We start from the raw sequence: 12,335 nt of genomic DNA on the forward strand, positions 1-12,335 counted from the left end.
CTACCGTCTGTACCCTTGGGTCAGATGCTCCTTTGGTCCCTCCACCCCGGCAAGTCCTGCATGGTTGCAGGAAGAGCATTCAAACATACAAGCACCTCTCGAGGTGCGAACAGAAGCCTTTCCGCAACACCCACAGGTTTGGGCATAATTTATATGCCGGGGTTCGCACCTCGAGAGGTGCTCCTACAGGAAAATCAGACATTGCTTATATTGTGTTGTGATGGGGCAGGTAAGCATGCTTGTCATGACAGCTATCTATCACGGATCGCGTCTGCGTCAGGGGCGATTTTCAGAGCAGGGCCGGATTTACCATGTCACCACGGTGACCAAGGGTCGTTACCCCTATTTTTCCGACAGTCAGCTGGCCAGTCTGGTATGCCGCACGCTGCTCTGGAGCGACCTGTCTGGCGCGACAACAACGCTTTGTTATGCGCTGATGCCGGACCATTTGCATTGGTTGTTCCAGCTTGGGGAAGGCCAATCGCTACCCGGGGTGATGTTACGGGTGAAAGGCCGAAGTGGACGGCTTTGTGGCGCCTCTCTCTGGCAGCGGGGTTACCACGATCATGCGGTTCGCAAAGAAGAAAATATTCGGGATATTGCGCGGTATATCGTCGCAAATCCTTTGCGGGCTGGCCTTGTGCGTTCGCTAAAAGATTACCCGTACTGGAACGCCGTCTGGCTATAGCCCCCGGTAGGAGCACCTCTCGAGGTGCGAACCGCGCTTTGCGCGGAAATCGTCCGCAGGACGATCAGGAATATCAACACTCGACAGGTTTCAGAAAAGATAGGCGAGCAACGTAAGCGTTGTCGTCTCGCTTCGCTCGGTTCGCACCTCGAGAGGTGCTCCTACAGGTGCTTATTGGTAGGTGGCGGAGTTCAAGGCCATTTCCTGTTTACGCTTTCTGCTGGCCACCCTCGCCTTGCGTTTCTTCCACCAGATTACCAGGCCGGTGATGGAGAGCATGGCCACGGCGATGCCCATGATCGACACGATGATGCGGCCGGGCAGGCCGGCAATACGGCCGGAGTGAAGCGGGAATTGCAGTTGGTTGAAGACATCGGCGGCGGTGCCTTCCCAGGGCACTTCGTCACCGATCAAGTCCGCGCTCTTGCCATCATAGTAGAGGCTTTTCACCTTCATGCCGCCGCTGTCGTGGTCTTCACCCGGGTAGTAGAAACGCACGCCGAAGACTGCGAAATTGTCGCTATAGAAGGTATCGCCGATGGGCTCTTTCCAGCCGCGGTTGTCTGCTTCGGTGCGGGCTTTTGCAAATAATTCAGGCCAGCTTACCTGGGGCTCTACCGGATCATGCAAGGCGGTGGGTGTGCGTGTTTCAAACGGCCCGGGGGTGGTTTCTGACACCATGGACATGACCGGGTAAAAAATTTCCCGGTACAGGTTCAGGGAGAAAGAGGTAAAGGCCAGCATCAGCAGTAGCCCGAACACCCACAGCCCCACGGCCCGGTGTAGATCGAAGTTCAGTTTGTAGGCGCCCGCGCCACGACGAATCATCCAGGCCGGTTTCCAGCGTTGCATCCAGCTCTTGCCGCCGGGCTTTTGTACGCGGCGTTTGCGCGGCAGGGTCAGCGCCATGGCGATAAAGGTATCGAACAGCCAGACCATGGCGGCGGCCCCCATCAACCAGATGCCCCAGCGATCAATGCCCTTCCATTCCGGCAGGTGCAGGGTGAAGTGCAGCTTGTAAAGGAACGACATCAGGTGCTCCGGGTGCAGGGAGATTTTCCCCCACTCGCGCTTGCCGACAATCTCGCCGGTGACCGGGTCCACGAAGGCGTGGTCGTAACCCAGTTCATAACGCCGGCCGGTATCCGGGTTCACTTTGGCATCCACCCAGATTTCCGCGTTATGGCCGGGTTCGGCTTCCAGGCCAAAGAAGCTGGCACGCACCCGGGGATCGGCGTCTTCCACATGGCGCACCAGCTCGAGCATGGGCAGTGGTTCGCCCTGACTCTGGCTTTTAAACAGGTGGGGGTTGAGCCACTCGTCCAGCTCGTGGTCCCAGGAAATCAGTGCCCCGGTCAGACCGGCAATAATCAGGAAAACGGCAATGAAAAGGCCGAACCAGCGATGAAGCAGAACCAGAAATGCGCGCATGGGAAATCCAACCGGGGCTGACAATGCGGCGCAGCCTAGCATAAAAAGGAATCATTCTCATTACAGAATGTGTTGATCAGACGCCCGGTTGGCGGGGGGCCCATAGCGGGTAGCGAATGCCGGCCAGTCGATTGATCACGAAGGCCTGGCCCACCAGCAGGGCCACCGCGCTGAGCAACACCGGCAGCTGCTGCAGTTCGTGCATCAATCCCAGTGACACAATCAGCGCGGTGGCGCCGGCGGGCGGGTGGGCGACCCGGAACAGAATCATCAGTGCGCTGGTGAGCCCCAGCGACAGGCCGGCAGCGGCCACCCGTGACCATTCAACGCCGGTGATAAAGGCGGCCGGGGCATCGTGCAGGCCGCATAACCACAGTGATGCCCACCCACACAGGGCGCCAATCAGATGACCGCTGAGTACATTGCGAGGGGAAGCTGCTTCCGCCAGGGGCAGGTGGAACAGCAGGAAGGCCGTCGCACCCAGTGAGGGAAAGATAAACGCCTGCTGGGTCACCAGCGCCACACTGGCGATCAGCGCAATGCTGAGGCCGCCGTTGACCAGGTTGAACAGCGCCAGCACGACGCGGGGATTAAAGCGCTCACTCATGGTTTCCAGATGCAGCTGCCGCAACAGTCCACCGACCAGTTGTTGGCGGAGCTGATCACTTTCCTTACTCATGGTGCGCACTAATCCGGGGCAGAAAAAGAGCGCGCATACTAAGGCCTTGCGGCCGTTTGGGCAATTATGGTGCATTTTTTGCGACAAGCGGGTGTGGCGGATAGCGGGCGGCTTCATCAAGGTGTGGCAACGGTTTTTTAACAACGCAGGCCAGGCAAATCCGCTAGCATGAGCCAAGACAAAAAAGGAGATCGGTGTGGACGGATTTTTCTCGCAGGCGCTGGTGTTGCTGGGGGCGACACTGGTGTTGTTGCCGTTGTTTCAGCGGCTGGGGCTGGGCAGCATCCTTGGCTACCTGGCGGCCGGTATCGCAGTAGGGCCGCTGGGGTTTGGCCTGGTCAGTGGCGGTAACGATGTGCTGCATTTTGCCGAGCTGGGGGTGGTGCTGATGCTGTTTCTGGTGGGGCTGGAACTGGCCCCCCAGCAGCTGTGGGCGCAGCGTCGCCGCCTGGTGGGGCTGGGTGCCAGCCAGATGGTATTCAGCGCGCTGTTGTTGGCTGGCGGGTTTTGGCTGGTGGGTTTCAGCACCAACCAGAGTCTGGCCATCGGCGCGACGCTGGCGCTGTCGTCCACGGCCTTTGTAGTGCAGATGCTGGTGGAGAACAATCAGCTGGGTACCCCGCAGGGCCGCTCCGCGTTTTCCATTTTGCTGTTTCAGGATCTGGCGGTGATTCCCATCTTGCTGCTGTTGCCGGTGTTGGCTGGCGCCCAGGCCGGGGAAGGTAGTCCGCAATTGCTGGCGGGCCTGGCGGCACTGGTGGCCATGGTGCTGGCGGGCAAGTATGCGCTGAACCCCTGGCTGGGCTGGCTGGCCAAGCTGCGCAACCGGGAGTTGATGACCGCCAGTGCGTTGATGCTGGTGCTGGGGTCTGCGGCGTTGATGGAACACCTGGGCCTGTCCATGGGGCTGGGTGCATTTGTCGCGGGTGTGTTGCTGGCCAACTCGCCCTACCGGGAACAATTGGAAACCGACATTCAGCCCTTCAAGGGGCTGCTGCTGGGGCTGTTCTTCCTGGCGATCGGCATGACCATGGACCTGCGTTTGCTGTTGGACCACCCGGGTAATATTGCCCTCTTCCTGGTGATGCTGCTGGGCCTGAAGGCGCTGGTGCTGATAGTGATCAGCCGCCTGCGCGGTGGTGAGTGGCGCAGTACCTTCATGTTCGGCATTTTGCTCAGCCAGGGCGGGGAGTTCGCCTTTGTGCTGCTGACCCAGGCGCAAACATTGAACCTGCTCGACCCGGCCATCGCCGGGCAGCTCAATCTGGTGGTGGCATTGTCCATGGCGTGCACACCGTTATTGCTGAAGCTGATGGCGATGTTGTGGCCCAAGGCGAGTAGCAAGGGGCCACGCAAGGATCTGGAAGAAGAAAGCATGCCTGCGCACCACCCCCAGGTGGTGATTGCCGGGCTTGGCCGCTTCGGGCAGATCACCGCGCGGATTCTGGTGGGGCGCCAGATTCCCTTCACCGCACTGGATTCCGACCCGGATGAAATCGATATGCTGCGGCGCTACGGCAACGACGTGTACTTTGGCGATGTAACCCGGCTCGATCTATTGCACAACGCGGGCCTGGAGCATGCCAAGGTGCTGGTGCTGGCGGTGGACGATGTGGACGCCTCCCTGAAAGCCGCCGAACTGGTACGCCACCACTTTCCCAACGTGACCATCGTGGCTCGCGCCCGCGACCGCTATCACGCTTACAAGCTACATGCCCTGGGCGTGGATCAAGTGATTCGGGAAAGCTTTGAATCTGCCCTGCTCAGTGCCCGCCTGACGTTGATGCAGCTGGGCGTTCCCGAATCCACCGCCATTGATCTGGTACGCAGCTTCCGGGATCTGGATGAGCGCCTGCTGCTGGAACAGATTGAGCATCGTGCCGATGTGGACATGCTGGTGGAAACCAATGCCAAAGGCCGGGCGGAATTGCAGTCGTTGCTGTCGGAGGGAAAGCCGTAGCGGTGTCATACAGCAATCAGTATTGAGAATAGTTTGCATCTGCATTACTATCCCGGCCCAAGTTTCCGGTCTGCCGCGCTGACGAAAGGGACGTTATTGGCGGCAAGGCTCCGAAGGCCGGGGGATCGCAGAATTAGCCACAGGCACTACCATGATCATCTATGCTCGCGTTTTGAGTCGCTCTCTGGCGGCTTCCCTGCTGCTGTGTCCGCTGGTCTCCACGGCCGCGCAGACTGATACCGACAACAGTGTCCACGAAATTCCTGAAGTGACGGTCAACGCTGAAAGCAACCAGGGTACCCTGGCAGATACCTCGGAGAGCTACGCCCCGAAAACCCCGGTGAGTGCGCCCACCGGCCTGGCGCTGACCCGCCGGGAAACACCCCAGTCGGTGTCGATGGTAACGCGGACGCTGATGGATGATTTCCAGATCGTCTCAGTCAGCGAAGCGCTGGCGGCCGCGCCGGGTGTGGTGGTGGACCAGGTGGAAACCGACCGGGTGTATTACAACGCCCGGGGTTTTGAAATCACCAACTACCAGTACGATGGCCTGGGCATGCCGCTGCCCTATGAAATCGTCAACGGTGATGTGGATACCAGCCTGTTTGAGCGGGTGGAAATCGTGCGCGGTTCCAATGGTCTGATGACCGGGTTGGGAAACCCGTCCGCCACCGTCAACTACGTGCGCAAGCGCCCTACCCTGGATAATCACACGACGCTTTCTGCCAGTTACGGTTCCTGGGATAACCGCCGCATGGAAGTGGACACTTCCGGCAGCCTGACCGAGAACGGCCGAGTACGTGGGCGCATGGTTGGCGCCTATCAGGATCGCAATTCCTACCTGGATCGTTACGAGAATGAGCGCGGCGTCTTCTATGGCGTGGTGGAAGCCGACCTCACCGACTCCACCCTGTTCACGCTGGGCTACAGCTACCAGAACAGCAACGCGGACAGCCCCATGTGGGGGTCGCTGCCCCTGTTCTACTCCGATGGCTCTCCCACTGACTACGACGTGGAAACCAGCACCGCAGCGGATTGGGCGTACTGGGACAGCAACACCGAATCCGTATTCGCCGAACTGCAGCAGCGTTTCGATAACGGTTGGGAAGCCAATGCGGTGTACACCTACCGCAAAATGGAAGGTGAATCCGAACTGTTCTACGTCTACGGCACCCCGAACAAGGACGAAACCGGCCTGTTCGCCTACCCCAGCTACTATGAAGACAAGGTCACCGAGCGTGTGTTCGACTTGTATGCTCGCGGCCCGTTTGAAGTGGGCGGCCGTGTTCACGAAATGGTCGTTGGGGCTAACTATGCGAAAGGCCGCATTGAGGAAACCTCAAACTATGGCCGGGGTATTGGTACACCGCTGACCCCGGATCAGGCTTTTGGTGGCAGTTACCCCAAGCCGCCCTTCGATGCCTCTATTGACGGCAGCAAGTGGGATGATCGCTACCGCAGTGCCTACCTGGCAACTCGTCTGAGCCTGGCCGACCCGCTGACCCTGATTGGCGGCGCACGCTATGTAGACGTAACTAGCGAAGGGGAAGGCTACGGTACCAGCAAGGATGCCAGCGCCAGCGAAACCGTGCCCTATGTGGGCCTGATTTATGATTTGACCGATGTGCATTCCGTTTACGGCAGTTACACCAAAATCTTCAACCCGCAGACCGAAGAAGATATCACTGGCCAACGGCTGGAGCCGGTGACCGGCGAAACCCAGGAACTGGGTCTGAAATCGGAATGGCAGGATGGCCGTATTTATACTGCGTTGATCGCCTTCCGTACGGATCAGGAAAATCTGGCGGACCCTGCCGGCATGATCGGCCCGGACACCTACTACGGTGGTGTGGACGTGGAAAGCTTCGGCTATGAAGGGGAAATCAGCGGTGAAATTCTACCCGGCTGGCAATTGGCTGGTGGCTACACTTGGCTGGAAATTGAAGACCAGGACGGCGATGAAATCCGCAACTACACCCCGCGGGAAATCTTCCGCCTGTCCACGACCTACCGCCCTGCGGCTATTCAGAAACTGAAAACCGGTGTGCAGGTCAGCTGGCAGGACAGCATTTACCGGGGCGGCACCGGCGGTGTACCGAAAACTACCCAGGACAGCTATGCGCTGGTGAACCTGATGGCCAGCTATGACTGGACCAAACACCTGACCACCACCCTGAACGTGAACAACGTGACCGACGAAAAATACTATAACTCGCTGTATGTGGGGCAGGCTTTCTACGGTGCACCGCGTAGTGCCAATGTGCGGTTCGACTATAAATTTTGAGAAGGCTGGGTGGGTGACGTCTACGGCTAACTCGCCCTGAGACAGCAAAAAAGCGCAACCGTTTAACGCCGACGTCTGCACAAGCAAGGGCGTCGGCGTTTTTTTATGTCTGAAACGTTAATACAGAGAGACGCGAGTGACGAGGTGCGAGGAACGAAAAGCAAATGCGATGGTGTTGTTCGCAACTCGTAACTCGCAACTCGTTACTGGAATTACAGTTTCAGCTTGTTCAGGCCCCGGCGAATGCCCTGTCCCAGGCCGGCTTTGATGATCGGGCCGATCAATGGCAGCTTGCCTTCAAACTCGATGGTGTAGTCCAGCTGGCTGCCGCCATTGGCCGCTTCGGAAAAGCGCATGATGCCTTTATGGTGCTTCAGCGGGCTGCCCTTGGTGATGGTGTATTCGATGCGCTCGTTGGGGACCACCTTGGTGACGGTTTCTTCGAACGGCGGCGCCACCAGAATCTGCATTTTCCGGGTGGAACCCACGCCGTTGGGGCTGTCCTGTCCGTCTTTAATGCGTTTGATCTTGGCTGGGGCAAAAATCAGCTCCAGGTTTTCGTGCACGCTGAGAAAGTCGAACAGCTTGTCCACGGAGAACGGAAACGTCTTGGAAATCTCGATGCGTTGCATGGCGGTTGCTCCCACTGGGGCCCGGCACGCCGCCGGGAAAGAGTGACACTGCCTAGGTGGCAGTAAACAGGGTGTTGATTTTGACGGCTGGCCGTTTGCCCGCAAGGTTAATTTGGGCCATAGCGCAGCCCTCGGCAGTTGCTCCGACCGGGCTTGCGGTCATCAGAACCCTTCAGCCAACCAGGCGGTCACCAAAGCGGCGCTGTCCTCACGGCAGCCGCCGGCATTCTGCCCGGCCCACAGTGGCGAACAGTCACCACTACCCTGCGCTTCTGCGGCGGCGCGTAATGGCCCGATAGCGTTGCCCGCCAGCGGGAATGCTGGCGCCGCATCCGGGAAGCAGCTCAGCTCGCGCATCAGCCGATTGACCATGCCCCGGGCGGGGCGCCCGGAAAAAGCCGTGGTTAATGCGGTGTGTTGGGCCCGGTCGCTGTTCAGCCATTCTCGATGCACGGGTTTGGTGGTGGCTTCCGGACACAACAGGTAGGCCGTGCCCACTTGCACGGCGGTTGCGCCTAACGCCATGGCGGCCCGCACGCCGGCCGGGCTGGCAATGCCGCCGGCGGCGATCACCGGAATGGAGACGGCATCGGCCACCTGCGGCACCAGACTGAAGGTGCCCTGCTGGCGGCTCAGGTCATCACTGAGAAAATGGCCCCGGTGCCCACCCGCTTCCAGCCCCTGGGCAATCACCGCATCGGCGCCTTGTGCCTGGAGCCAGAGTGCCTCTTCAACCGTGGTAGCGCTGGACAGAACCGTGGCCCCGGTGGCTTTTACCCGGTCCAGCAGGCTGGCCTCCGGCAAGCCGTAATGAAAGCTCACCACCGCCGGTGGAAAGCGTGCCAGCACTTCGGCGCAGTCGGCATCAAACGGCTTGCGCGAAGGGCCTTCGGGAATCGCTGATGGATCGGCGCCGAACTCGTCATAGTAAGGGAGCAGGGTTTCTGCCCAGCGTTGTTCGCCTTCCGGGTTGGGCGCCGGGGAATCGTGGCAGAAAAAATTCACGTTCCAGGGATTGTTGGTGGCGGCGCTCAGTTGCGTCAGCTGCTGCTCCAGACCAGCGGCATCGAGCATCCCGGCGGGCACGGATCCCAGCCCTCCGGCCTCACACACCGCTGCGGCCAGACGCCAGTCTTGCACCCCGGCCATGGGCGCCTGGATCAGTGGTAGAGAGGTGTTGAACAGAGATCGCATAAAATATTCCAGGTCGGCAGGAAAAAGGGTCAGCGAATCACAAGATCCAGTATAAATGCGGCCCGGTCGTTAACCGGGGCTCTGGGGACTTCAACCAGTGTGTAGCCGAAATGCCGATAGGCGGTCTGCATGATTTCAAAGGTAGCGACGGCTTCAGCAAACGACTGTTTGCGTTCCTTGTCGTTGGTAAAGATAGCGTCCCAGGGAGGGAAGAGGAAGACAGGGTTGTGGTATCGATACTTTTCACAGGCCTCAATCAAGGATCTGGGAACAGGCAGGCTTTCAAGGAGGGAGTAACCATAGATATCGACCAGCCCCCGGTCAAAAAAGACCGTCTCCTCATGGTCTGCAAAATGGGCATGCTGGGTTAGCTCAGCCGACAGCATTTGGTCACGAAAGGCGACCTTGTCCAGCCAGGGAACAGCCTTGCCGCCCTGTTCAACCTGCGATTGAATCACCCGGCGGCCGACTTCCTCGGAACAGTGAAAACCCAGGCTGGCAATATGCTCGATGACCGCGGTCTTGCCAGCGCCGGGTCCCCCGGTCAGCACCATGGGTGTTGTCATTTGCTGGAACCTGAGGGGCTTGCATGGCTGTCCGATGCGAGCAGTGAGTAGAGCGCCTGGTCCAGGAATCGGCCATAAAGCCTTTCCGATTGCCTGAGCGTGCCTTCATGGATAAAACCTAATCGTTCCGGCAGAGCCCGGCTTTGCCAGTTGTTGACGGCACAGCGAATCTCGATCCGGTTAAGGCCACATTCCTTGAAACCGATAGTAATGAGTTGCCGGACGGCAGTTGTGGCAATGCCTTGACCGGTGTGGTCCTGCCCGAGCCAGTAACCGATGGATCCTCTGCAGTGCGGTTTGTTAACGCTATGGAACCCGGTAACGCCGCATAGGGTGCCTGCATGAATAATGGCAAAAGTGGGCACACCATCGGCGGCGGCCATGCTTTTGGCGCCTTCAATAAAGTCTCGGGTGTCATCGACGGTGCGCACCTGATCCAGCCAGGGTAGCCACTCGCGCAGGAAGCAGCGATTGCAATCGGTGAGTGCAAACAACGCGGGCGCAAGGTCTTGATTGATTGGTTGCAGTATGACGTCGGGTTGCACGCGGCTATCCATCCGATGGCAGGGATTTTACCGTGCCGGGGGTGAGTTAATTTTTTGTGTCTACTTTGCTGATGGTGCCTTGGGCTACCGCGACGAGCCGTTCTTCGCCGTTATTCAGGGCGATCACTTCGCACTGGCAGACGGCCTGTCTCTTGCCACTGGAAAGCACGGTGGCGCGGGCGGTTAGTCGTTCTCCCAATGCCGGGCGCAGATAGTTGATCTTGTATTCGGAGGTGACAGAGTCACCCAGTACGGAGCCGCCGGCATAGGTAAGTGCATTGTCTGCCAGATAGCTGACAACACCGCCGTGGACAAAGCCATGCTGTTGTTTCAGTTCATCGCGAACGGCCAGGGTCAGCACGGCCTTGCCGGGCTCGAAGGCCTCCAGCTCCGTGCCAAGCAGAACACTGAATGGCTGGCTGCCGAGGATGTTTTTGCCGAATGAGAGAAGGTCGGTCATTGCGAGCCCCCGTATAAGGAACAGGAGGCTGCTTGCAGCGGGGTCGCTTGCAGGCAGCCCTTTGCCGTCAATTGGCGTGGGTTAATGGTTATTCCGTACCGGTTGCCGGCAATGTTTGTGGTGCCCGGACCTCGGCACTGCCAATGCCACGGGGGTCGCTGGCGGCGGTGACTTCGCCGCTGTTCTTGCCACTGCCCTTGCGCCACAGAATGGCCTGCATATTGCCATAATTGCGACCGGTGGAGACGACCTTGTGGCCCATCAGCATCAGGTCCTTGGCGGCCTGGCTGCCGACGAATTCCGGTTCGGCCTGCACTTCATCAGGCAGGAACTGATGGTGGAAACGCACGCGACTGACCCAGTCCTCGACCGGTTTATCGTTGGCGGCTTCAAGGACGCCCAGCATCACCATGGAGATGATGCGGCTGCCGCCGGGGGTGCCGAGAATGGCGATCCGGTCGTCGAATTCCACGAAGGTGGGGGTCATGGAAGACAGCGGGCGCTTGCCGGGGGCGATGGCGTTGGCCTCGCTGCCCACCAGGCCGTAGGCGTTGGGGGTGCCGGGTTTGGCGGAGAAATCGTCCATTTCGTTGTTGAGCAGCACTCCGGTGCCGGGGGCCACAAAGCCGCTACCGAACGGCAGGTTAATGCTCAGGGTGGTGGCGACCCGGTTGCCGTCTTTATCCAGTACCGAGAAATGGGTGGTGTGAAAGCCCTCTTCCACGCTGATCGGCTCGCCCAGGCTGCTGCTGGGGGTGGCTTTGTCCAGGGTGATGCTGCTGGCGCGCTGTTTGGCGTAATCGGTACTCAACAGCTTATCCACAGGCATATCCACAAAGTCCGGGTCGCCCAGATAGCGGGCCCGGTCCTGGTAGGCGCGGCGCATGGCTTCGATGGCCAGGTGCGGGGTCATGTCGCCGGTGTCACCGGCGTTGAACTGACTGAGGATATTCAGTGCTTCGCCCATGACGATGCCGCCGGAGGACGGCGGCGGTGCGGAGATAACCCGGCCGCCACGGAACTGGCTGACGGTGGGTGAGCGTTCCACCACGGTGTAGTTGGCCAGATCGTCCAGGGTCCAGATGCCGCCGGCCTGCTGCACGCCGTCCACCAGCTGTTTGGCCACTTCACCCTGATAGAACCCTGCGTTGCCCTGTTCAGCGATGGCAGTGAGTACCCGGGCCAGATCCGGTTGCCTGATCAGGTGGTTGTTGGGGGGCACCTTGCCGTTGTGCAGGAAGATGGCAGCGGCTTCCGGGAAGCGGTTGAGCACGTCTTCGCGGTAACCGGCCAGCTTGCGGTAATGCTCCTCTACGCGGAAGCCTTTCTCGGCCAGTGCAATGGCCGGGGCCAGAGTGGCAGTGAGGGGAAGTTTGCCGTACTTGTCCGCGAGATGGGCGAAGGCGGCGGCCTGGCCAGGGATGCCGGCGGCGCTGGGACCGTTTACCGCCCAGTCGCGCATCACCTTGCCATCCTTGTCCTGATACATGGTGGCCGTGGCGGCACCGGGGGCGGTTTCGCGTGCGTCTACAAAGGTCTGTAAACCGTCCTGTTCCCGGTGCAGCAGCCAGAAGCCGCCCCCGCCCATACCGGCAGAATAGGGTTCGACCACCGCCAGGGCAGCTGCCACGGCCACGGCTGCATCGAAGGCATTACCGCCCTGCTCGAGAATGTTGAGCCCGGCTTCTGTCGCCAGAGGGTGGGCGCTGGCCACCGCATTCTTGCCCGGCCCGGCCGCCTGGGCGGTGAGGGTGAGCAGCAGTAGTAACGGGATCAGGATGCGCATCGGGTGTCCTCCTTGAGAGCCGGTGGATGTGGAGCGGTGTCCGGCTTTTTTGCTATAGCAGCTGCGAGCCACAAGCTACGAGCTGCGAGTAAAACCGTTAGCGGCTTGCG

Annotated in this window: 11 protein-coding genes; 3 read left to right on the forward strand and 8 right to left on the reverse strand. The window is 59.8% G+C overall.

Annotated features, from left to right (window positions below; genetic code table 11):
* Positions 1 to 244: 244 nt before the first annotated feature.
* On the forward strand, positions 245 to 688 hold the full coding sequence (locus COA55_RS12845; RefSeq protein ID WP_290502488.1) for a transposase: 444 nt from the start codon (positions 245 to 247) through the stop codon (positions 686 to 688).
* A 171-nt stretch (positions 689 to 859) separates the two neighbouring features.
* Here the strand turns inward: COA55_RS12845 and COA55_RS12850 are convergent, their stop codons facing one another.
* Positions 860 to 2,119 (reverse strand): PepSY-associated TM helix domain-containing protein, encoded by a 1,260-nt coding sequence (locus tag COA55_RS12850; RefSeq protein WP_290502489.1) that lies wholly within the window; start codon positions 2,117 to 2,119, stop codon positions 860 to 862.
* Between the two features lie 76 nt (positions 2,120 to 2,195).
* On the reverse strand, positions 2,196 to 2,798 hold the full coding sequence (locus COA55_RS12855) for an HPP family protein (RefSeq protein WP_290502490.1): 603 nt from the start codon (positions 2,796 to 2,798) through the stop codon (positions 2,196 to 2,198).
* Positions 2,799 to 2,994: 196 nt separating this feature from the next.
* On the opposite strand from COA55_RS12855, the gene COA55_RS12860 reads away from it, so the two are divergent.
* Entirely contained in the window at positions 2,995 to 4,758 is a 1,764-nt protein-coding gene (locus tag COA55_RS12860) for a monovalent cation:proton antiporter-2 (CPA2) family protein (RefSeq protein WP_290502491.1), read from the forward strand.
* A 151-nt stretch (positions 4,759 to 4,909) separates the two neighbouring features.
* The gene (locus COA55_RS12865) at positions 4,910 to 7,042 is read left to right on the forward strand and encodes a TonB-dependent siderophore receptor (protein WP_063519713.1); all 2,133 of its coding nucleotides are present in this window, start codon (positions 4,910 to 4,912) and stop codon (positions 7,040 to 7,042) included.
* Positions 7,043 to 7,254: 212 nt separating this feature from the next.
* On the opposite strand, the gene COA55_RS12870 is transcribed toward COA55_RS12865, so the two are convergent.
* The 6 genes from COA55_RS12870 to ggt all read right to left on the reverse strand — a co-directional run bounded on the left by COA55_RS12870 (position 7,255) and on the right by ggt (position 12,225).
* Positions 7,255 to 7,674, reverse strand: a complete 420-nt coding sequence (locus COA55_RS12870; protein ID WP_290502492.1) for an SRPBCC family protein — start codon at positions 7,672 to 7,674, stop codon at positions 7,255 to 7,257.
* A gap of 162 nt (positions 7,675 to 7,836) precedes the next feature.
* Entirely contained in the window at positions 7,837 to 8,868 is a 1,032-nt protein-coding gene (locus tag COA55_RS12875) for a nitronate monooxygenase (RefSeq protein ID WP_290502493.1), read from the reverse strand.
* A 29-nt stretch (positions 8,869 to 8,897) separates the two neighbouring features.
* A complete protein-coding gene (locus COA55_RS12880; protein WP_290502494.1) occupies positions 8,898 to 9,422 on the reverse strand; it encodes an AAA family ATPase in 525 nt (174 codons plus the stop codon).
* A gap of 8 nt (positions 9,423 to 9,430) precedes the next feature.
* Complete coding sequence (locus tag COA55_RS12885; protein ID WP_290502495.1) at positions 9,431 to 9,979, reverse strand: GNAT family protein; 549 nt, start codon at positions 9,977 to 9,979, stop codon at positions 9,431 to 9,433.
* A 46-nt stretch (positions 9,980 to 10,025) separates the two neighbouring features.
* Positions 10,026 to 10,439 (reverse strand): PaaI family thioesterase, encoded by a 414-nt coding sequence (locus tag COA55_RS12890; protein WP_290502496.1) that lies wholly within the window; start codon positions 10,437 to 10,439, stop codon positions 10,026 to 10,028.
* Positions 10,440 to 10,527: 88 nt separating this feature from the next.
* The gene (ggt, locus tag COA55_RS12895; RefSeq protein WP_290502497.1) at positions 10,528 to 12,225 is read right to left on the reverse strand and encodes a gamma-glutamyltransferase; all 1,698 of its coding nucleotides are present in this window, start codon (positions 12,223 to 12,225) and stop codon (positions 10,528 to 10,530) included.
* Positions 12,226 to 12,335: the final 110 nt, after the last annotated feature.

Origin of the sequence: Alcanivorax sp., assembly GCF_002733835.1 — a bacterium.
Lineage (GTDB): Bacteria > Pseudomonadota > Gammaproteobacteria > Pseudomonadales > Alcanivoracaceae > Alcanivorax.